We start from the raw sequence: 23,062 nt of genomic DNA, 5'->3' as shown, positions 1-23,062 counted from the left end.
AATTCATTTTATCAGATCGCCTAAATCATCAAAACTTTCCCTATACAAGCGATCGCCCATCAACAAACCAACAACATCAAACAGCGATCTCCCCCAATCTCAATCAAAAAGCGATCACTTCAAATATTTCCACTTTTACTACAAAAGTCTTGGGGCTTAGCTCCAATTGTTTACTAAGCGAGAACATTGTTTTCAAGAGATTTTCTAATTTGACATCTGAGAACTTTCAAGAATGAATCATTTCGACTCTCTGCGTCCATAATTAAAGACTCATAAGTCATAACAAATAAGTCTGTCATAAAAGGATTATTCTCATCATCGACGATAATAGGTTGAAGATTAAAAAACATTTGACCATGAGAAAAAAGCTCTTTAAATCCCTGCTCTTTTAAAGAAATTCTAAACTCATTATCAATATCTGTTATTCCGTAAAACCATATTTTCTCAATTTTATTTGGAAAATATTTTAATAGCTTTCTAGCTCTCTGCTTTAATTGGCTTACGACTTCTTCATTCTTGGCTAGAGAAAGTCCTTTTTTCTTTAGCTCCACGACTACAGCACTAAATTTTTGTTCTAAGTTAGGATTACCCGAAAAAACCATCGTTATGTCTGGTCTACTATTATCTTCAACTTTATCTAAAGTTATCTCTTTGATTACTTTAGACATAATCTCATCACTTAGGATTATGTTATAGCTCATGAAACGATCATCTAGCATCCAAACATTATTATTGTAGATGTCGTCATCATGCACTTCTTTCTTTAGTGTCTTTCTCATTGGCACTATTAATTTGTGTAGATCCTCTTCACTATTTTGAGGTGACATTTCTTTAAGCTTTGATATGATTCGAGCGCGGTATATTACGTACTCTGCCAAGGCTCTTGAAGATAGTTCGAGAGCTTTCTCATATCGTGAGTCGTCTAAATTATCACATTCTAAAATCTGTTTTTGTTCACTAAAAAACTTTTTTTGCGCTTCTTCCAAAAATGATGTTTTCTGTATTAAACCTATAGAATCACTTGGGAAATATCCATCTAAATGAGGATATTGTTTGTTAAGTTTATCACTAACTTCTTGATTTTTTGTTTTAACGCTTGGAATATTTGTCTCAATTATTCTGCCAATTTCAGCTCGAAGTTTTGCTTTTAAATTGCGTTCAGTGATTTCGTCAGGCAAGTCTATTCTTTGTCTAGAAGAGTTAGCTTTGCCCTCAAAGTACTCTGATATAAATAAAAACCTCATTTGATATCCATGCGGAATAGAATCAATTAAAATCAATTCATATTTGAGCGCTCTATTATCGATACAAATTGCAGTATAAATAGATCTATCTTTCTCTAAATTATAGTCAATAGAATAATGAATATCAAAATTTGCATAGAAATCTACTGACAAATCTTGGAAAGTTGCTTTCTCTAAATTAGGTAGATCATTAAGATTAAAGTTGATTTTACAAGAGTAAAAGTCATACTCATAATTTGGACAATCTACAGTTAAAGATATTTCAATGTTGAGAATTTCTTCTCTTTCCTTTTTTCTAAAAAACAATGGGAAAAATTGCTCTATCAAGCTTGTTTTTACTTTGTCGGGAATTAAGTAATCATAACTGTATATTTTTTCTTTAATATATTTGCTGAAGTATAAAGTGCTTCCCGATTTGTCTTCTGCATTTTCTAATTCTTCACTTTCTCCATTGAAATTACTGTCAAATGTAAATATTCGTTTCTTAGATGCATAATAACTCTCAATGTTGATTTTCTCGAAATATGATAAGTAGACAAGACGACCTAATCCCTTGTGATCATTGCTTTCTACTTCAAGTAGCCGAGAAAATTTATTGAAATTTTTATTAATAAAGCCTGTTCCATTATCTTCAACTATAAGTTCAAGACTTTTGGGATTATCAAATGACTCAATTTTTATCCTTAACGATATTTTATCTGCGCCAGCATCCAAAGCATTGGCAACTGCTTCAAAATATATTTGTTCATAGGATGGACTTGGATGAAATGTTGAAATTGCTTTACTAAGGTTTATTTTCATAAATATTCATTCGGTTCCTATTTTTCGGATATTTGATTCATACAAACTAATATATAAGAATTGTACAAAAATGGGGGCTTTCGCCCCCAAAACAAACAATTTAATTGATTAGCCTAGCTGCCACCGATACGGGCAACATCGCGGGAGTTGGCTTCAAAGGCGGCGTTTAGGGCATCATCACCACTCAGACCATCTTCTAAGGCTTCCTTAATCGCTTGTAATACCCGCTTGTAATCCTTGGGCATTACCTTCACGAATTTAGGAAGCATCGCATTCCAATCAGAGAGAACTCGTTCACCGATCGCACTCTCTGTATAGTCAACGTGCTGTTGAATCAACTGCTTCAGATCCTTGATTTCTTCGGGATCTTCGAGTTTCTCTAAGCCGACCATCGAAGTATTGCAACGGGTTGCAAAATCGCCTGCCTCATCGAGAATGTAGGCAATACCGCCACTCATACCAGCGGCGAAGTTCCGTCCTGTTAATCCAAGAACGACCACTTTTCCGCCAGTCATATATTCGCAACCGTGATCGCCGATGCCTTCGACTACGGCATTTACGCCAGAGTTCCGCACGGCAAAGCGTTCGCCAGCGATACCGCGAATGTAGACTTCGCCACTGGTTGCGCCGTAGAGAGCGACATTACCAGCGATGATGTTCTCTTCGGCGACAAAGGTCGAAGCTTTATGGGGATAGAGAATGATTTTACCGCCGCTTAGTCCTTTACCGAGGTAATCATTCGTATCGCCTTCGAGTTCCATCGTCACACCAGAGGGAACGAAAGCACCGAAGCTTTGACCAGCAGTACCTTGGAAATGTAGATGTACTGTGTCGTCGGGCAATCCTTCCCAATGGCGCTTGGTGATTTCGTTGCCGAGAATCGTACCGACGGCACGATTGATATTCTTAATGGGAACTACTGCTTCAACGGGTTCGCCATCCACGATCGCAGCTTGACACAAATCCAACAACACAGTCATATCAAGGGATTTGTCTAAACCATGATCCTGTGGGATTTGGCAATAGCGACCAACATCTTCACCGACTTCGGGCTGATAGAGAATCTTCGAGAAGTCTAAGCCCTTGAGTTTCCAATGCTCGACAGCTTGCTTGGCTTCTAGCACTTCAGTGCGACCGACCATTTCATCAAGGGTACGGAAACCGAGTTTCGCCATCAATTCGCGGACTTCCATCGCGATGAAGGTCATGAAGTTGACGGTATGGGCGGGATCGCCTGTGAACTTCTCGCGTAGTTGCGGATCTTGAGTTGCCACGCCAACTGGGCAGGTGTTGAGATGGCAGACGCGCATCATGATACAGCCGAGAGTGACGAGAGGCGCGGTGGCAAAGCCAAACTCCTCTGCACCAAGTAGAGCCGCGATCACAACATCACGACCAGTTTTCATCTGTCCATCGGTTTCCACAACAATGCGGCTGCGGAGGTTGTTGAGAACGAGGGTTTGGTGGGTTTCCGCGAGTCCAAGTTCCCAAGGTAAGCCAGCGTGTTTGATCGAAGTTTGGGGTGATGCGCCAGTGCCGCCATCGTAGCCAGAGATGAGAACGACATCAGCGTGAGCTTTGGAAACCCCTGCGGCGATCGTGCCTACGCCGACTTCCGATACTAGCTTGACACTGACACGGGCAGCGCGGTTGGCATTTTTGAGATCATGGATCAACTCAGCGAGGTCTTCGATGGAGTAGATGTCATGGTGGGGAGGAGGTGAAATCAAGCCGACACCTGTGGTGGAGTGGCGAACTTTGGCAATCCAAGGATAGACTTTCTTTCCAGGGAGTTGACCGCCTTCCCCTGGTTTTGCGCCTTGAGCCATTTTGATTTGAATCTCTTTGGCTTGGGAGAGATACAGACTGGTTACACCAAAACGTCCTGAGGCAACCTGTTTGATCGCACTATTTTTGGAATCGCCTTGCTCGTTTGTCCATGTGTAGCGATCAGGATCTTCGCCGCCTTCGCCTGTGTTAGACTTGCCGCCGATGCGATTCATGGCGATCGCCAGAGCCTCATGAGCTTCCTTCGAGATCGAGCCATAGCTCATCGCGCCAGTTTTGAAGCGGCTTAAAATTGATTCAATGGGTTCTACTTCTTCAATGGGAATTGATTCGCGGGATTTGAAATCGAGCAAGCCGCGCAGGGTGAAATGTTGTTGATTCTGTTCATTGACTAAACTCGAATATTTCTTGAACAGTTCATAGTTGCCATCGCGCACGGCCTTTTGCAAGGCGTGAATTGTTTCAGGGCTGAACAGGTGGGCTTCGCCATCCTTGCGCCATTGGTAATCGCCACCGACATCGAGGGTGTTGCCACTAGCGGGACGATCGGGGAAGGCGTGGGTGTGACGAGCGATCGCTTCATGGGCGATTACTTCCAAATCTGCGCCTTCGATGCGTGAGGCTGTCCAAGTGAAGTATTTCTTGATCACATCTTGATTCAATCCAACCGCTTCAAAGATTTGAGCACCTCGATAGCTTTGGATGGTGGAAATACCGATTTTGGATGCAACCTTGGTTACGCCTTTAGTTGCTGACTTGATGAAGTTCTTAACCGCAGTTTTGAACTCGACATTGACTAAGAGACGTTGATCGATCATGTCTTTGATGGTTTCAAAGGCAAGATAGGGATTAATCGCGCCGCAACCATAGCCAATCAAGAGCGCGAAGTGATGCACTTCTCTAGGTTCGCCAGATTCGAGGACTAAGCCGACTCTGGTTCTTGTGCCTGTGCGGATGAGATGGTGATGTAAGCCTGATACAGCAAGCAATGCAGGAATTGGCGCGTTAGCAGGATCAACACCGCGATCGCTAAGAATTAAAATATTCACACCATCAGCGATCGCTTGATCCGCCTTGGCACAAATTTCATTAATCGCCGATTCTAATCCCGATACACCAGATTTAGAATTGAACAAAGTGGAAAGAGTGACGGATTTAAAACCACCTTCGTTAATATGCTTCAACTTTGCAAGTTCCGCATCGCTGAGAATAGGAGTCTTTAGCTCGATCAAGTGACAGCTTTCTGGTTCTGGCTTTAAGAGATTTCGTTCTGCACCAATAGTAGTTTCGGCAGAAGTAATAATCTCTTCACGAATAGAGTCAATCGGTGGATTGGTAACCTGTGCGAATAGCTGTTGGAAATAATCGTAGAGAAGTTTGGAACGATTGGAAAGAATCGCTAGCGGTGTATCGGCTCCCATTGCGCCCACAGCTTCCACACCATCGCGTGCCATGGGAGTTAATAGCAAGCGCAAATCCTCAAAGGAATAGCCGAACGCCATTTGTCTTTGAGTTAGAGGAATTGCTTCGGCTTCAGTCGCGTCACCATCCTTGAGATTGGCAATGTCCACCATATGCTGATTAATCCATTCACGGTATGGATGCTCAGTCGCGATTTGATGCTTGATTTCTTCATCAGCAACAATCCGCCCCTCTTCCATATTCACAAGGAACATCCGCCCTGGCTGTAAGCGACCCTTCGATTCAATCATTTCAGGAGCGATGTCTAATACACCTGCTTCCGACGCGAAGATCACCAAATCATCCTTAGTGACGTAATAGCGAGAAGGGCGCAAGCCATTGCGATCCAACACAGCGCCGATCATCGTGCCATCAGTGAAGGCGATCGAGGCAGGCCCATCCCAAGGCTCCATCAAACAGGAGTGATATTCGTAAAATGCTTTCTTCTCATCACTCATGGACTCATGGGCTGTCCAAGGCTCAGGAATCATCATCATCACGGCATGAGGAAGCGATCGCCCTGCTAGCACTAACAATTCCAAAGCGTTATCAAAAATCGTCGAGTCACTGCCTTCAATGTTGATTACGGGCTTGATCTTCGAGATATCATCACCAAACAAATCCGACTCAAACATCGACTGACGGGCGATCATCCAGTTAGTATTGCCGCGCAAAGTATTAATTTCGCCATTGTGGGCAATGTAGCGGTAAGGGTGCGATCGCTCCCAGCTAGGGAAAGTATTGGTACTAAAGCGGGAGTGAACTAGAGCCAGAGCGCTCTCCATGTCGGGATCGTGCAGATCATGGGCGTAATACTGTCCGACTTGAGCCGTCATCAACATCCCTTTATAGACGATGGTGCGACAGGAAAGGCTAGAGGGATACCAATAGGCATCAATATTTGAGGCGCGAATGGCGGTGTGGGCAAGCTTGCGAATTACAAATAATTTGCGATCGAAAGCGAGGTCATCAGCAAGATCGGGCGATCGCAAAATAAATACTTGCTGCATGAATGGCTCGCTCGATTGCGCTGTCGCCCCCAAGGAAGAATTATCGGTGGGTACATCGCGCCAGCCTAAAACTTTTAAACCTTCAGACTCAACCAACTTTTCAAAAGCCTGTCTGCCATGCTTACGAGTCTCAGGATCTGGCGAAGCGTAAACCATGCCCACGCCATATTGACCAACCTCTGGCAAAATAATATTTGCAGCGGCGGTTACCTTTACCAAAAACTTATGAGGAATCTGCATCAAAATCCCAGCACCATCACCCGTATTTGTCTCGCAACCGCACGCGCCGCGATGTTCCAAGTTCTCCAAAATCGTCAGCCCCTGCTCAACGATCGCATGGGATTTCTTTCCTGATTTATGGACAATAAAGCCGACCCCACAAGCGTCATGTTCAAATTGGGGATCGTATAAACCTTGTTTTACGGGCAGTGCGTTGCTATTCATCATGGACTGAAAGGGATGTTGTTAAAGAACTATTATGTGAGCTTCATCGTAATCGGGTAGTTACGATCGCTACTTTGGATTGTACTAATAAATCTCTGACTTAGGTAGGATGTTTTAAGGAATTGATCATCTATTGAGTAGATCAAATGATGCTCAGAGCCGTTTTTGTTGCCCTTACTACGAAACCAAACAAGTTAAAATTGTCTTAAACTAGCCATAAGGAATTCATTGATGCTGAGCTAATAAATCTGAGCAAATAGGCGCAGACACATACTTTTAAGCGAGGATCACTTTATTATGGGGAATATCTAGCATTTTTTACGCAGCTTTTGTATGACTGCTCCCGACTGTAAAGATCACAAATCCCAACGCGATCGCCAGATGTCTCTCAAGATATTGCTGATTGTTCCTTTCGTGACGCAAGTGATTTTGGCGGTGGGGATTACAGGATGGCTATCGGTACAGAACGGACGTGAAGCAACTCAGGAGTTAGCTCCCCAAATCGGACAAGAAGTAACCAACACGATTGAAGCCCATGTGAGAGGTTACTTCGATGCACCTTTAGAAATTTTGCAGTCTCATGGAGCTATGGCAAGGGCAGGCTATTTGAATTTTGAGAATTTAAATAGTTTAGATAAGATATTTTGGCAACAGATGCGCCAAGCCCAAAGTTTATATTTTTTCTACGCAGCAAATCCCCAAGGGCAATTTATTGGTGTCGAGCGTAGGGAAGGTAATGCTTTAGTATTACATCAATCTTTCTTGCCAAATTCATCAGCTTCACAGCAAAAATTAATCTATCGATTAGATAATGTTGGGAAAATCCTAAACCAGATTGAGGCGAATATTTACGATCCTCGCGATCGCCCTTGGTATAAAAGTGCTGTCAAGGCTCGTCAAGCTGTTTGGAGTCCGATTTATCTGTTTGTGGCGCGTCCGATTTTAGGGATTACGGCTTCTTTGCCGATTTATAATGAATCTGGTAACTTACGCGGAGTAATTGCGATCGATTTGACGCTGGCTCAAATAGGTGACTTTCTACGCCAACTAAAAATCGCTAAAACAGGACAAGCTTTCATTCTCGAACCATCAGGAGAGATCGTCGCTACATCAACTTCTGAAGCACCTTATATTTCCATAGATAAAAAACAACAACGCATTCATGCTAATAAAAGTCAAAATCCTTTACTGCGATTGATTTTTCAAAATCTTCAACAAAAGTATCCTAATTCTACTGATATTCCTAAGCATCTACAGATCCAAATGGAATGGGAAGGTGCGACTCAATATGTCCAGATTACGCGATTGCAAAATGAACAGGGTCTAGACTGGTTGATGCTCGTAGCCGTTTCGGAACAAGACTTTCGCGATCGCATTAATATTAATACACGCAACACAATCGTCTTATGTGCTTTAGCCTTTATATTGGCTAGTGTAACAGGCTTCTATACATCAAAGTGGATTGCTAAACCAGTAGAGAAATTAATCGATGCTTCGCATTTGCTGGCAGAGCTCTCTGCCTCAGCCGATCTTGCCACGGGTCATCCCTATAAACCTATTCAAACAGCGAATGTTCGAGAGCTGTCAATTCTGGCTGATTCCTTTAATCAAATGGCGCAACAATTGCAAATCTCTTTTACGGAGCTTGCCCAAAGTAAAGAAGAATTAGAAATTCGGGTGGAACAGCGTACTTCTGATTTAAAAACCAGTGAGACTAAATACCGTACCCTTGTTGAAGCGGCAAATTGCATCATTTTACGGAGAGATATTGCTGGCACAATTAAATTTATTAATGAATATGGGGTAACCTTCTTTGGATTTCATAATCAAGATGAGATGGTTGGGAGAAATATTAGTGGAACTATTATCAAGAATAGTGATGATACAACTATTACTGATTTGCTGAACTGGATGGGAAATAGCACTAAGGCTCCCCAAGTTTCTATGTTTCAAGAAAGTCAAAACATTCGCAATGATGGAGAGGAAGTTTGGATATCTTGGGCGAATTGCCCTATTTTGGATGGTTCGGGAAAGTTGGTTGAGGTTCTGTCGATTGGAATTGATATTACGGAAAGAAAGAAAATAGAGTCCACTCTTGAAGAGTTTGTGAGTTTGCAAAGAGCTACCTTTGAATCGATTGCCGATGGCGTAGTTGCCGTGGATCAGCTTGGTCATGTCAATAGTTATAACCAGCGCTTTGTCGATATGTTCTCGCTATCTCCAGAGATTTTATCTGCAAACAATACTGATCTTCGATTGGAGTTTCTATCGACAATGATGATTGATCCTCAAGACTTTATGCTGCGATCGCAAGAGTTCTATCGTCATCCTGAACACGAAAGTTATGATTTGCTAGAACTGATAGATAGCAGAGTATTGGAACGTTATTCCCGTCCACAGAGGATTGGCAATCAGATTATTGGACGTGTATGGAGTTTTCAAGATATAACTGCTCGCGTGAGAGCGGAGCAAGCTCTCGAAGAACAAAAAACTTATTTGCGATTAATCATTGATAGTATTCCGCAACAGATTTTCTGGAAAGATACCAATCTGGTTTTCCGAGGCTGTAATAAAAATTGGGCGATGTCTGCTCAATTAGAAACTCCAGAAAGCGTAGTGGGCAAAACTGATTACGATCTAATTGGAAATCTTGAGTTAGCAAATGTATTTCGCGCCCATGATCAACAAATAATGGAATCGAATATTCCTGAAATGCATGTAATTCAGCGGAAGCTTAATCCAGATAAGTCGGGAAAATCAATATGGCTAGATATTAGTAAGTTGCCAATTATTGATGCTGAGGGCAAGACTATTGGTATTTTGGGTGTACTTGATGATGTTACCGAACGAAAACTTGCCGAGGAAGCACTTCATAGTGAGCAAGAAAAATCCGAGAAGTTATTATTAAACATTTTGCCTAAAGCGATCGCCGATCGCCTCAAACAATTTCACGGAGTTATTGCCGATAGCTTTGAGTCAGTCACTGTTCTTTTTGCCGATTTGGTGAGCTTTACCAGAATGTCCTCAGAGCTCTCTCCTCAGGAACTTGTCGATCTGCTAAATCTAATTTTTTCTAATTTTGATACCCTTTGCGAAAAGTATGGATTGGAGAAAATCAAAACCATCGGTGATGCCTACATGGTGGCAGGTGGTATTCCTCTTCCGACAGAAGATCATGCGGAGGCGATCGCATCTATGGCATTAGATATGGTTGATAAAGTGAATGAACTTAGCAAATTGACAGGTAAACCACTACAAATCCGTATCGGTATTCATACGGGGGCTGTAATTGCGGGGGTAATCGGCACACAAAAGTTTATTTACGATCTCTGGGGTGACACGGTGAATGTGGCGAGTCGGATGGAGTCCCACAGTGAAGTTGGTAAAATCCAAGTGACTGCCGCTACCTATGAACTACTAAAACATAAATTTGATTTAGTCGAGCGTGGCGTGATCGAAGTCAAGGGCAAAGGATTAATGCAAACCTATTGGCTTACCTCTTCCCCAAAATAAAAAGATTGCGCTTCGCGCAATCCTTTTATTTACATCCAGTCATCGTCGTCATCATAAGACACTCGCGTATTTGGACGACGACGGTCATCTTCATCTTTACCGCGTTTATTGCGACTTGCAAAACTACCGATACTTTCAAGGATGCCACCGAATAGATCATCATCTTCATCGTCATCATATTCATCATCTTCAGCATAGAGTTCAGTTGATAGCGCATAGAGAGCTTCTTGTAACTCCGACTGAGAACGATCAATTAGGGCATCATCTTCTTTTGCGATCGCATCTCTTAGTTTTTTGATTGATCCCTCAATTTGTTTACGGCGTTCGTAACTGAGCTTATAGCCATAGTTCAGCGCTAATTCCTTCAGTTGTCGCTCTGCCCCAACGGCGAGATTATCAGCTCGATTTAATTTCTCGATGCGTTCTCGTTTAGCGCGATCGCGATCGGCAAATTGCTCCGCCTCCGTGACCATGCGCTGCACTTCTTTTTCATCCAAGGTCGAAGCGCCCTTGATCGTGACACGGCGTTCAACTCCCGTGCGGCGATCGCTAGCGGTCACTGCCAAGATCCCATCGGTATTTAAGTCAAAAGTGACATCAACTTGAGCTACGCCACGAGGTTGCGGATCAAGTCCACTTAATTTAAAGCGTCCCAAAGACTTGTTATATTCCGCAAGATCTCGTTCGCCTTGGATCACATGGATTTCCACAGAAGTTTGATTGTCTTCGGCTGTGGTAAATAATTCCATCTTGCGACAAGGAATCGTTGTATTTCGAGGAATCAAGCGCTTGACCACGCCGCCCGAAGTTTCTACGCCGAGGGACAATGGGGTGACATCGAGCAGTAAAACATCCTTAATTTCACCTGACAAAATGGCAGCTTGAACGACTGCGCCGATCGCGACAACTTCATCGGGATTTACACTTTGGCTAGGTGGTTTGCCGATCGCTCTTTCTACCATTTCCTGTACCGCAGGAATGCGCGTCGAGCCGCCCACTAAGACCACTTCATCGATTTGGCGAGGACTAATTTGAGCATCGCGCAACACACGATCAAGGGGAATTTGTAAACGCTCTAATAAATCTGCACTTAAGCGCTCAAACTGCGATCGCTTTAAACTTGTTTCTAAATGTAATGGGCCTTCTGCTGTCGCCGTGATGAATGGCAGATTAATCTCAGTAACTCCCACCGTTGAAAGTTCAATCTTGGCTTTTTCCGCAGCTTCGGTGAGACGTTGCAGAGCTTGTCGCTCTTTACGGAGATCCACACCATCGGATTTTAAAAATTCTTCAGCAAGATAATTCACAATTTGGCGATCGAAATCATCACCCCCCAATTGTGTATCCCCTGTCGTTGCTTTAACCTCAAATAAACCGTCACTAACTTCTAGCACCGACACATCAAACGTGCCGCCGCCAAGATCAAATACTAAAATTTTCTTATTCGTTTTCTTATCTAAGCCATAGGCTAACGATGCAGCCGTCGGCTCGTTTAAAATTCGCTTGACTTCGATCCCCGCAATTCTGCCAGCGTCCTTAGTTGCCTGTCTTTGTGAGTCATTAAAATAAGCAGGAACCGTAATTACTGCACCCGTTACAGGTTCTCCCAAATATCGACTCGCTTCATCTACGAGTTTGCGAATTATCATTGCCGAAATTTCTTCAGGGGCAAAATCTTTTTCAAGTCTAGAACTGCGTAACTTGATATTGCCTTGATCGTCGCGACGGATTGTATAGGGAACACGCTTAGTTTCAGCCGAGAGTTCACTATGTTTTCGTCCGATAAAGCGCTTGACAGAATAAAAGGTATTGTCAGGATTTAGCACCGCTTGCCGACGGGCCATTTGTCCGACAAGACGTTCACCATCTTTAGTAAAGCTAACAACGGAGGGGGTGGTGCGGCTACCTTCTGAGTTTGCAATCACTATGGGTTTGCCACCTTCCATAACGGCTACCACAGAGTTTGTCGTACCCAAGTCAATACCTACAATTTTGCCCATGCTTGACGTATATACCTCTTCACTTCCCAAGACTGCTTATTAAACAGCTTAACAATTTTTGATTTTGCTTTACTTTAGCTAATATCCTAGCTCTAAACATCACGCTTATAGACAAAGGGGACTAACCCCCTTGTCAGAAGATTAGTTATTTAGCCAAAAACTTTGTTTTTCCATGCATTGAGTCCATCAACGAGCTCTTTGCGAGTATCGGCAAGTAATAGGTATCGATAGACAAACCATACTGAGTAGCCAAACCCAACTAATTCAAACACGCTAGGTAACACAGGTAGTTTATTTAAGAAGTCTACAAGTGTTGAGGTGGCGATCAATAGAGGAATAGTAATGATAATGATGATTGCCAAAGTGAGGTTAGATTTCTTGCCTTCCCCAAAGTATTCCTCCCAAAGCTGTTTGACTTTTTCCCAAAGATCGTAGCTAATTTTTAGTGAGTCATCGACCGAGGTCGATGCAGCTGTCACTGCTGTTGTCTCAGGAGTAGATGGCACTGGCTTTACAGTTTCGGCTAGATCTTCTGCGATCGCTTCAACATTGTCTTCTTTAGGTCCCATAATTTGTTTGATCCTATTGATCAGTCAGTCACGATGGGGAAATTTTAACAATATTTGTAGCGTTTTGTTTGCAGGATCGTTCTAACAGAGTGGTTGTTATTTCAAAAGAGATGAGGCGTTTTGCCCCATTTCTTTTGGGATTTTTTAAAGCTGCTGTTGTCAGACTTGTTAAGGCTTAAAATCCGAGTGTGAGGTGTCGCGATACATGGCATCAGACTCTCTAATACCAATTCACAAAAGTGTAACGACACTTTTGTGAATTGAAAACCAAACCCCGTAAGGGTTTTAAAAGCACTAAATGGTTATGTTATTTTGTGCTTTTGTATAATAGTGGCTATGGCTACAGCTTTTTGTAGGAATAGAGATCGAAATATAAAAAAAGAAAAAGAGACGAGGTGCTTTACGCCCTATCTCTTTTGGGTAATTTAAAAGGATTTTGAAGATTTCTTTAAACTTTTTTCAAAGAATGTTCAAATTGGCTGCGATTTTCAAATACATCAAATAAAGCTTTCATTGAGGTTGCTTCTAGCAAAAAGCTGATATATTCGCTGATTGAGCAGAGAGCAAACTTACAGCCGATCGCTTTAGCGCTCCTCAAAGCAAAAATTAAAGCCCCTAAACCTGAGCTATCCATCTGTTTTAAATGTTTTAGGTCAATAAGTAATACATCAGGTTTCCGATCTAATACGCTGCTAGCTTGCTGACGAAAATGGTTAGTACTGGTTGCATCAAGATGACCTGTTGGTTGCATTACTTCAATACGCATTGCTTATTCTCCTTTTCCCCAATTGCGAGGTACTAAAAATATCTGAATTGAGCTAATAAATTATTAATTAAAAATTTAACTAAAATGTCTAGATGTGTCTCAGGAAGGATAATTCTATATAAAGTGTTAAGTTGAAAAATTATTTTTTTGTTTAAAAATTAATTCATACAAGCCAAACAAAGCTTGGCTTTTCAACTGTAATTTTTTATTTCATGTAAGCATCCTACTTCCTAGATTCAATATTTCTTTATCCAAAAGTTATGAAAAGGTTATTTCTAAAGTTATCAATATGTTTGTAGAACATGAAAACCAGACAATAAAGGCAGCCGCGCTGCCTTTATTGTCTGGTTTTTCGTGATACAGACCTGCGATCGCTTAAATACCAGCGCCAAGGAATATCAGCTCCTTGTGTAATGCCGATTCTGATGGTTTGGTGAATTGGTTCACCAAAATCTGGAGATCGCGCTTCTACCCATAAATCGAAATCTGGGTGCAAAGTAATGCCGTCTAGCTGGCGATCAATTTTTAACAAGCGACAAAGTTTGCCTGGCCCTGCACCTGCCCGATGAGGCTTTTCCTGAAGATTGTGCCAACTCGGTAAGCGATCACATTCGATCGCACGAATTAAAACTGCACTACAAAAATCTTCGCGATCGGTGACGATATTGACGCAGTGATACATCCCATAAATTAAATAGACATAAACTGTACAGGGTGAGCCGAAAATTGCTCGATTACGTTTAGTCTTGCGTCGATAGCCATGACAAGCTGGATCGGTCGCGTCATAGGCTTCAGTTTCGACAATAATTCCCAGATATTCAAGTCCGTCAATTCGTCTAACTAAAGTGCATCCCAATAGTTCAGGCGCAACTTCATAAGCTGGTCGAGCAAAAAAGGATTTTTCTAGCAGCATCAAAAACTCCAAACCCAAAAGGCGCAAAGTTCCTTTTTTCTATACGGGGCAATTTACCCAACTGCTTACCCCATCAAGCCAAAATTCTTTTTTCCAGATCGGCGCATCTGTTTTTAAAGTGTCGATCGCATAACGACAAGCCTCAAACGCTTCAGCCCGATGCGGTGAACCAATGGCGACTAAAACGCTAATTTCGCCAATTTTAAGTTTGCCTAGCCGATGATGAATGACAACTTCAGTAATATCTGGAAATTTCTGATGGCAGCGATCGCTAATATTTTGAAAAACTTGTAAAGCCATAGACTCATAGGCTTGATAGTCTAAATAGTCAACGGCTCTTCCTCCCGTTTGATTGCGTACCATCCCACTCATTAATACAACTGCCCCATTACAAGCATTGTCGGCGATCGTATAGACAGCCGACACATCTAAAACATCATGAGTAAGTCGAAAATGGTTAAACATTCTTGATCAACTTGTTATCGACCAGCTAGGTCTCGGCTTGTAATGCTTATTTATATTAATCTTCGTGTTCTTCAAACTGATCAACTAATCCCTTGTTTGGTGGTCCAAAAGACACGTATATCGCATAAGCCGTTAAGCAGATCACACATACGGCGACAGTCACCGCGATCGAAGTTGCATTTTCCATGAATTGAACCAATGATTTGAGTTATTCTAAATTACAATTATACTATTTTGTAACAATCCTTTTAAGAAGACTAAGTTATGTCACAACGTACCCGCCTTGGCGATATCCTCAGACCCCTAAATGCAGAATACGGTAAGGTTTCTCGCGGTTGGGGAACTACACCTCTCATGGCTGTATTCATGGGCTTGTTCCTTGTATTTCTGGTAATCATCCTCCAGTTGTACAATGCCTCGTTGATCCTTGATGGTGTCAACCTCAATTGGGGCGGCTAATTTTCTAGCTATCCTGATCAATACATTAAAGGCACGCATAGCGTGCCTTTAATGTATTGCAGCCGAAATTTGCATTGTCAAAACCAAGTTTAGTTTTTTTAGATTTACGAGTCTGAAAACCCTAAACTTGGTTCCATAACTTAGAATTGTTGGTATCGCAGCAATTCTTGTTAATAGTTTTGTGTCCTATAAAAAAGGTCTTCTCAATGAATATTTTTGGTATTGGCTTGCCTGAAATGATTCTGATCATGCTCGTGGCACTCTTGATATTTGGTCCAAAAAAGTTGCCAGAAATTGGACGCAGTATGGGTAAAGCCATTAAAGGTTTTCAAGATGCTTCCCGCGAATTTGAATCTGAATTTAAGCGTGAAGCTGATCGCTTAGAGCAACCTGCACCCATTGCAGAGAAATCTCCTGCTCCAGTAATCTCCGATGTTGCTACCCCAGTAGCTAGCTCTGTAGCTACATCTTCAGAAGAAACTAAGGAAGTAGTAACTGCCTCGGATGCTTGAGACTCAATCTATTTCTTTAATTGTGGGGCTTGGTAACCCTGGCACGGAATATGAGCGCACCCGTCACAATATTGGATTTATGACGGTTGATCGCTTAGCCACATCTTGGAACATCTCCCTTGGCAAAGAAAAGCGATTTTATGGCATTTTTGGCGAAGGGAGATTATCGACTCGATTAGCTAGTAGCGGTAAAATTCGTTTGCTCAAGCCCACCACATATATGAATGTTTCAGGACAGTCTGTACGAGCCTGTGCCGATTGGTTTAAGGGAAATCCTGAAAATATTTTGGTTATCTATGACGATATGGATTTGCCACTTGGAAAATTACGATTGCGTCCCTCAGGCTCCGCAGGCGGGCATAATGGCATGAAATCTATAATTTCGCATCTGGGTACGCAAAACTTTCCTCGGCTTCGTCTTGGTATTGGGCGCGGGGGCAAAAATGATGTTGACGGCGCGATCGCGTCCAAAGCAAATCAAAATGTTACTAACCACGTTTTAGGAGGTTTTTCAACTTCGGAAACTAAAATCTTGCCTGAAATTTTTAACCTTGCCGAATCTACGGTCACAAGCATTTTAGCGGATGGTCTAGAAAAGTCGATGAGCTTATACAACAGTCGTAGTATTGATATTTAAATTGCATTGACTGAGCTTTACACAACTCCATTTAAGCTCATCTAAGCCTAAAGGATTTGCTGGTTTGTCCTTCCTAAACTTTTTAGGACTACTTACAGGGTATGATAAGACGGATTTTTATGAATCTTAGATATATCTTAAGTAACTAAATTACAGAGATACATAAGTACCATTTAATCGTAGTGATGAGGAGAATGTAATTTATGAAAGCCATGATTTTGGCTGCGGGTAAAGGTACTAGAATCCGCCCGATCACGAATATTATGCCCAAACCCATGATTCCGATCATGCAAAAGCCTGTGATGGAGTTTCTAGTTGAGTTACTCAGACAGCACGGCTTTGATCAGATCATGGTTAACGTTAGCCACTTGTCAGAAGAGATCGAAAACTATTTTCGAGACGGTCAAAAGTTTGGCGTACAGATGGCATATTCCTTTGAAGGAACCATCATTGATGGCAAACTGCAAGGCAGTGCACTTGGGTCGGCTGGTGGGCTCAAAAAAATCCAAGATTTCTCCCCATTTTTTGATGATACCTTTGTTGTCCTATGCGGTGATGCTTTAATCGATCTTGATCTCACCTATGCGGTGAACTGGCATCGTCAGAAAAAATCTCTAGCTACGATTATTACAAAGACTGTGCCGAGGGATCAGGTATCGAGCTATGGAGTTGTAGTTACGGACTCTGATGGCAGAATTAAGCAGTTTCAGGAAAAGCCAAGCGTTGAAGCTGCGCTTAGCAATACGATCAATACAGGGATTTATATTTTCGAGCCAGAAATCCTCGACTATGTTCCTTCAGGGGTAGAGTTTGATCTTGGTAGTGACTTATTTCCCAAGCTGGTGGCAGATAATTTGCCTTTCCATGCAATCTCTATGGATTTTCAATGGGTTGATATTGGTAAAGTTCCTGACTATTGGCAAGCCATCCAAGATGTACTCTCAGACAAAATTAAAAACGTGAATATTCCTGGGCATGAAATTAAGCCAGGAGTTTATACAGGCTTAAATGTCTCTGTGAATTGGGATAAAGTTGATATCCGTGGACCCGTCTATATTGGTGGTATGACCCAAATCGAAGATGGTGCGACCATCATTGGTCCCACGATGATCGGACCTAACTGTCATGTTTGCAGTGGTGCTGTGGTTGAACGTAGCGTAATTTTTGAGTATTCACGCTTATCAGATGTGCGGTTAGTCGATAAATTGGTGTTTGGTCGTTATTGTGTTGATAAAACAGGTGCAACTATTGACTTGCAAGCTGCCGCTCTAGATTGGTTAATTACCGATGCTAGACACCAGCAGAAATCTCAGTCTCCTTTAGAGCTTTCTAAATCTCCTTCTTAAAATAATGGCAGCGCATTAGCGCTGCCATTATTGTTTATCTGCCACGTACTCGCATAAATTGGTCGATACCGCGCGCGATCGCATCCGCCATCCGTTTTTGATAATCTGGGCTATTTAAATTTCTAGCTTCTGTTGGATTTGTGACATAGCCAGTTTCAACTAAAATTGCAGGCATTGAAGTTTTGGCAATTACATAAAAACCTGCGCCTCTAACAGAGCGATCATTTGCCCCTGTGCCAGAAATGATCTGTGAATGTACATAGCTAGCCAACTCTCTACCAATTGTTGAGTTACGGGAATGATAGGTTTCTACGCCACTGATGCCACTATTTCCAGGAGCTAAGGAATTGGCGTGGACACTTACAAACACATCAGCATTGATCCTTTCAGCTGCGGCAACACGGGGTTCCAAGTCGATTTCCACATCATTAGTACGAGTGTAATAAACGGTATAACCCATGCTTTGTAGGGCTTGACCTAGTTTCAGACTGATTGGTAAAACTACATCTTTTTCTTGGATGCCGTTACCAACAGCACCTGGATCATTACCACCATGACCTGCATCAACGAATATTACGCCCCGACGGCGATCGCCTGTATTCTGTGGATTTGGGATAGAAGGATTATTATTTGGTAAAGGGTTTTGATTATTGGGAAATGGCGAATTACTATTTAACGAAACTTGTAATTGGATTTGTTGATTTGTGAATCTTTGAGTTTCACGAACTTGCCAACCTGCGATCGTTTTAATTGCAATTTCGACAGAGCTGCCAACTTGTGAGAGACGAATTCTTTCAATTGGACTATTGGCTGTGAGACTGGGACGTTGCAGGTTAGATGAAATCTTGGCATTGGCAACAATTACATTAAATATTCCAGAGGTACGATCTAGTCTTGTTTGATAGTTGAATGGTTGGTTGGCAAAAATTAGCAATTGTCCAGTACTACTAAAACTCAACCTTTCAATCACAGCATGGCTTGATATTGTACTTGGAGGATTGATTGGTGTGGGACCAGGACTTGTGGGGTTGGAGTCGATGGGTATTGCTTGAGCAACTTGATTTTCTGGGCTGAGTAAAAGCGTATTGGTTGCAGCAATGTACTGACTTTTCCATGTAATTTTGCTGTTGGGATCGTTACTATCTAAGTCAAAAACTAATCTAGTTATTTCAGGACTATTTTGAAACTGAGCTACTCTAACCTGCTTGACTCCAAACCGATTGATCGGCAGATTGGCTTGATGTAATTCCTTTGCTAAGGAAGTATTTTGCAAATCTAAGATCAGACGAGAGGGGTTATCTTCTCTTTGTATACGGATCTGTGGATTGGCATTCATATTCAACATCAAGCCATTGGTAGCAGGTCTAATATTCTTTAGCTTTATTGCATCAGATTGATTAGCCGTATTTAGAGACTGTGCCTGTAATTGCTCCAATACAGGTATTCCATAGCTGGTAGCTACGGTCATAAAAATTCCGACTGCTAGTTGTCGATATCGCAAAATATTTCTCCCAATGGTGTAAAGATCCAAAAGATGAGCTAAACGGATTGATTTTGGAAAGATTATTGACTTCGATTAGGTTGATCGTCCCACTATTTATCTTCGATAAGATCTTAAAAATTGATCGATTCCTTTGGCGATCGCAGCTGCCATTCGCTCTTGATAGGAGCTATTGACCAATCTTGCCGCTTCTGATGGATTTGTAATAAATCCAGTTTCCACCAGAATTGCGGGCATCGAAGTGTTGACAATCACATGAAATCTAGCCGACCTCACACCACGGTCAGTTGCACCTGTACTAGCAATAATTTGCTCATGTACAAATTCTGCAAGATTCTTACCTAGAGACGCACCTGGAGCATGATAAGTTTCAACCCCATTTACCTGTGATGCACTTGCATCTAAAGAATTTACATGAACACTCACAAATGCGCTCGCTCTGGCATTCTCTGCCATCTGCACTCTTGGCTCTAAGTCGAGATCAATATCCTCAGTGCGCGTATACATCACAGAATATCCCATCTGTTGCAATATCCTGCCTAGCTGTTTACTCATTGCCAGCACAATATCTTTTTCGTAAACTCCATTTCTGGTAGCTCCCACATCTGGCCCCCCATGCCCAGGGTCAATTACGACTAACTGACGACCATTATTATTACTATAGCTAGGCTGAATTTGCGATCGCGGATTTTGAGGATTACCTGTTGCGACTTGTCCAACACTCTCCAACTGCAAGGAAATCGCCTGTGTATTGGTTCTCGCGGTTTCGCGAATTTGCCAACCCGCAAGCGCTTTTACACTCACAACTACTGCATCCCCCACCTGATTGAGCCGAATTTGCTCAATAGGACTATTAGATCCTAAGATTGGGCGGCGTAACTGTGATGAAATCCGAGTTGAAGGAATTGTGACATTGTAAGTATTAGTTGCTAAATCTAGGCTAGTACGATAGCTGATCGCTCGACTAGCCTGAATTACTAGTTGCCCGTAACCATTAAATGACAAACCATCAATAGTTGTTGCTAAATTGTTATTAGCTACAGTCGAGCCCGTCACTGGTAAATTGCTGGGATTATTTGAAGTTCCTGATATTCCTAAGGGACGAAGTACCAATAATCCTCTTGTTTGATCAAAAGAACTTTGCCAACTGGCAGGACTATTATTATCAAGATCAAAAACTAACCGAGCGATCGCAGGGGACTTTTGAAACTGGGCTACCCTAATTTGTTTGACCCCATAGCGATTCACAGCTATTAGAGAGTTGTGTATCCATGGTGCAACTTCTGTGGTCTGTAAATCTAAAATAATGCGATCGGGACTAGCTATCCGCGATGCACTCATCTTGGGAATGCCGTTGATCTGTAAAACTAATCCATCAGCACTAACTTGAACATTGCGGAGCTGTAGCTGCTGAATCGAAGATGGTAGCTGTGCTTGGAGGTTAGTATCTTGCAGTGGCAAATCAAAATCAACTTGAGCATTAACAGATTGTGTACTCATGCATACAGCTGCAAAGCTCAAAACCAGCGGTAGATATCGTTTGTAACGTTGATTCAAAAGATTACTCCCATCAAATTGACTAGAGAGCTCTAAGCTAAAGCTTTAAGTCGCTAAGTTAAACATAAAAACCTTAAAAATGTACTGCCCGCGCAGCGGGCGGTACATTTTTGTGTCTGTTTTTTAATTATGTCGATGTGCTTTAAGACAGCAATTCTACAGGAGATAGAGAAACTTTTTCCACCAAAGGTAACTTTCCTAACCAGCGGCGCGAAACTTGAGCAAACCGATCTGGTTCCCCACTCACAAAAAATCTGGTTTGAGCGCGATCGCTACGATTATCTAGACATTTCAAGCCCATCAGATCTAACTCTTGACTTGCCGCCCTCACTACATAAGAAGCAGGATTTACTAGTGCCACATGGGACGGCAAAATTTGTCGTAAAACTCCTGACAAGTGGGGGTAATGCGTACATCCCAAAACCAAAGTATCAATATTTGCTTCGATAAGTGGCTGTAAATATTTCCTTGCTACTTGCATTGTGTAGGGATCATGAATGCGATCTGACTCAATCAAAGGTACAAATTCAGGGCAATCTACTTGAAAAACCTGTGCTTGGGGATCGCTCTCACAAATCGCCCTTACATAGGCTTCACTCTTTACAGTCGCGGTTGTGGCAATTACCCCAATGCGCTTGCCTTTGCCCACAGCTGCTCTTGCCCCAGGCAAAATCAAACCCAAAATTGGCAAATCAAAATCTTTCCTTACTATATCTAGCGCCAATGCCGAACTGGTATTACAAGCCATGATTGCCATCTTGACTTGCTCAGACTGCATCCAGTGCAAAATCTCATATACATACTCAATGATTTCCGAAGCTGATCTCTTTCCGTAGGGCAATCTTGCCGTATCACCGAAATAAACCACAGATTCATTAGGCAATTGGCGATGAACTTCTTGTAAAACCGTAAGTCCCCCAACCCCGCTATCAAAAACACCAATAGGGAACCGAGCTTCTTGCTGCAAAACCATGCACATCCTCACACTTCACATGCATCACAGTAAAGCATACTTTTCTTAACGTGAATATCAGCTTAACTAATTAACCTTATAAACATAATAAACAAGGCTGCACATCAAATATATCAATCCTAAATAGTTTGTGAAAGTAAACCTCTATGGTGCACTCTTTTACAAACTTGCTGACATCACAAATTAATTAGGATTGCTTTACATCCCAGTATATGTACATCTAAATCAGGAATGTCGATGCTAATGTTGTCATTCCTTTCCAGTGTTTATGTATTAACGGTACTAGCGATCGCTATACTTTTTCTAGGCAGCATGCGATCGTCTACGCGACTAGCATCTGTACAAAGAACAATAAAAACTCAAAAACTAAACAAAGGAGTTACTAATGGACTTATCACGTATTCCCCCACAACCAAAAGCAGGCATCCTTAATGTCCTAATCGAAATTCCAGCGGGCAGCAAAAATAAATACGAATTCGACAAGGAGCTCAACGCCTTTGCTCTTGATCGCGTCCTTTACTCCTCAGTCCAATATCCCTATGACTATGGTTTCGTACCCAACACCCTTGCTGACGATGGCGACCCTCTTGATGGCATGGTGATCATGGATCAACCCACATTCCCTGGCTGTGTTATCCCTGCCCGTCCAATTGGGATGCTAATCATGATCGATGGAGGCGATCGGGACGAGAAAATCCTCTGCGTCCCCGCTAAAGATCCTCGCTATGCTGATGTCAAGACCCTAGCCGATATTGCCCCACACCGCCTCGAAGAGATCGCTGAATTTTTCCGTTCTTACAAAAACCTAGAAAAGAAAGCTACCGAAATCAGAGGATGGGAAGGCGTAGAAGCAGTGCAAGCCCTCGTAACTAAATCAATTGAAGCGGCATTGCCTAAATCCTAAAACTTTTTTAGAGCCTATAATCCTTCTATCGTAAGGAATAGACGAGATAGGTTGAACTCTTCTCGAAACAAATTTCAAAAAACGCTTGACAAAGCAAGGCAAGCTTGATAACTTAGTAAAGCGCTGAAGGGAGAGACGAGCGAAAGCGAAGCGAACCCGACCTGAGAGGGAGTGCCAAGAACCTAGACAACCAAATAGT

General features: G+C 42.3%; 17 protein-coding genes. 6 read left to right on the top strand and 11 right to left on the bottom strand.

The window, feature by feature from the left end:
* Positions 1–173: 173 nt before the first annotated feature.
* Together PseudUWO311_RS15425 and gltB are read right to left on the bottom strand one after the other, a co-directional pair.
* Positions 174–2,045, bottom strand: coding sequence for an ATP-binding protein (locus PseudUWO311_RS15425; protein ID WP_142656137.1), 1,872 nt, complete (start codon positions 2,043–2,045; stop codon positions 174–176).
* Between the two features lie 113 nt (positions 2,046–2,158).
* Complete coding sequence (gene gltB, locus PseudUWO311_RS15420) at positions 2,159–6,748, bottom strand: glutamate synthase large subunit (protein WP_142656193.1); 4,590 nt, start codon at positions 6,746–6,748, stop codon at positions 2,159–2,161.
* Between the two features lie 333 nt (positions 6,749–7,081).
* Between gltB and PseudUWO311_RS15415 the strand changes: the two genes are divergently transcribed.
* The gene (locus PseudUWO311_RS15415) at positions 7,082–10,261 is read left to right on the top strand and encodes an adenylate/guanylate cyclase domain-containing protein (RefSeq protein ID WP_142656136.1); all 3,180 of its coding nucleotides are present in this window, start codon (positions 7,082–7,084) and stop codon (positions 10,259–10,261) included.
* Between the two features lie 29 nt (positions 10,262–10,290).
* On the opposite strand, the gene dnaK is transcribed toward PseudUWO311_RS15415, so the two are convergent.
* From dnaK to psbN, 6 genes are all read right to left on the bottom strand, one after another.
* Positions 10,291–12,261: a molecular chaperone DnaK gene (dnaK, locus tag PseudUWO311_RS15410; protein ID WP_142656135.1), complete on the bottom strand. Its 1,971-nt coding sequence runs from the start codon at positions 12,259–12,261 to the stop codon at positions 10,291–10,293.
* 149 nt (positions 12,262–12,410) lie between these two features.
* Positions 12,411–12,830: a CAAD domain-containing protein gene (locus tag PseudUWO311_RS15405; RefSeq protein ID WP_142656134.1), complete on the bottom strand. Its 420-nt coding sequence runs from the start codon at positions 12,828–12,830 to the stop codon at positions 12,411–12,413.
* A 448-nt stretch (positions 12,831–13,278) separates the two neighbouring features.
* Positions 13,279–13,596: an STAS domain-containing protein gene (locus PseudUWO311_RS15400; protein WP_142656133.1), complete on the bottom strand. Its 318-nt coding sequence runs from the start codon at positions 13,594–13,596 to the stop codon at positions 13,279–13,281.
* A 337-nt stretch (positions 13,597–13,933) separates the two neighbouring features.
* On the bottom strand, positions 13,934–14,509 hold the full coding sequence (locus PseudUWO311_RS15395; RefSeq protein WP_142656132.1) for a DNA-3-methyladenine glycosylase: 576 nt from the start codon (positions 14,507–14,509) through the stop codon (positions 13,934–13,936).
* Positions 14,510–14,548: 39 nt separating this feature from the next.
* On the bottom strand, positions 14,549–14,974 hold the full coding sequence (locus tag PseudUWO311_RS15390; RefSeq protein WP_142656131.1) for a molybdenum cofactor biosynthesis protein MoaE: 426 nt from the start codon (positions 14,972–14,974) through the stop codon (positions 14,549–14,551).
* A gap of 55 nt (positions 14,975–15,029) precedes the next feature.
* Positions 15,030–15,161: a photosystem II protein N gene (gene psbN / locus PseudUWO311_RS15385; RefSeq protein WP_103669666.1), complete on the bottom strand. Its 132-nt coding sequence runs from the start codon at positions 15,159–15,161 to the stop codon at positions 15,030–15,032.
* Positions 15,162–15,238: 77 nt separating this feature from the next.
* On the opposite strand from psbN, the gene psbH reads away from it, so the two are divergent.
* The 4 genes from psbH to PseudUWO311_RS15365 all read left to right on the top strand — a co-directional run bounded on the left by psbH (position 15,239) and on the right by PseudUWO311_RS15365 (position 17,928).
* Positions 15,239–15,433, top strand: a complete 195-nt coding sequence (gene psbH / locus PseudUWO311_RS15380) for a photosystem II reaction center phosphoprotein PsbH (RefSeq protein ID WP_142656130.1) — start codon at positions 15,239–15,241, stop codon at positions 15,431–15,433.
* 206 nt (positions 15,434–15,639) lie between these two features.
* Positions 15,640–15,945 carry a TatA/E family twin arginine-targeting protein translocase gene (locus PseudUWO311_RS15375; protein ID WP_142656129.1) on the top strand — a complete coding sequence of 102 codons (306 nt, stop codon included), beginning with the start codon at positions 15,640–15,642 and terminating at the stop codon, positions 15,943–15,945.
* Entirely contained in the window at positions 15,938–16,582 is a 645-nt protein-coding gene (gene pth, locus PseudUWO311_RS15370; protein WP_317843024.1) for an aminoacyl-tRNA hydrolase, read from the top strand. Before PseudUWO311_RS15375 ends, pth begins: the two co-directional genes overlap by 8 nt.
* A 203-nt stretch (positions 16,583–16,785) precedes the next feature.
* Positions 16,786–17,928, top strand: coding sequence for a sugar phosphate nucleotidyltransferase (locus tag PseudUWO311_RS15365; protein WP_142656128.1), 1,143 nt, complete (start codon positions 16,786–16,788; stop codon positions 17,926–17,928).
* Positions 17,929–17,962: 34 nt separating this feature from the next.
* Here the strand turns inward: PseudUWO311_RS15365 and PseudUWO311_RS15360 are convergent, their stop codons facing one another.
* The 3 genes from PseudUWO311_RS15360 to murI all read right to left on the bottom strand — a co-directional run bounded on the left by PseudUWO311_RS15360 (position 17,963) and on the right by murI (position 21,959).
* Positions 17,963–19,396 (bottom strand): N-acetylmuramoyl-L-alanine amidase, encoded by a 1,434-nt coding sequence (locus PseudUWO311_RS15360; RefSeq protein ID WP_142656127.1) that lies wholly within the window; start codon positions 19,394–19,396, stop codon positions 17,963–17,965.
* Positions 19,397–19,525: 129 nt separating this feature from the next.
* Positions 19,526–20,929 (bottom strand): N-acetylmuramoyl-L-alanine amidase, encoded by a 1,404-nt coding sequence (locus PseudUWO311_RS15355; RefSeq protein ID WP_142656126.1) that lies wholly within the window; start codon positions 20,927–20,929, stop codon positions 19,526–19,528.
* Positions 20,930–21,128: 199 nt separating this feature from the next.
* Complete coding sequence (murI, locus tag PseudUWO311_RS15350) at positions 21,129–21,959, bottom strand: glutamate racemase (protein ID WP_142656125.1); 831 nt, start codon at positions 21,957–21,959, stop codon at positions 21,129–21,131.
* A gap of 385 nt (positions 21,960–22,344) precedes the next feature.
* Here murI and PseudUWO311_RS15345 point away from each other — a divergent pair, with 385 nt between their 5' ends.
* The gene (locus PseudUWO311_RS15345) at positions 22,345–22,863 is read left to right on the top strand and encodes an inorganic diphosphatase (RefSeq protein ID WP_142656124.1); all 519 of its coding nucleotides are present in this window, start codon (positions 22,345–22,347) and stop codon (positions 22,861–22,863) included.
* Positions 22,864–23,062: the final 199 nt, after the last annotated feature.

This window comes from Pseudanabaena sp. UWO311, from assembly GCF_006937785.1.
In the GTDB taxonomy this organism is placed as follows: domain Bacteria; phylum Cyanobacteriota; class Cyanobacteriia; order Pseudanabaenales; family Pseudanabaenaceae; genus Pseudanabaena.
Note: the sequence above shows the minus strand (reverse complement) of the source record. Positions and strands in the feature narration are given on the sequence as shown.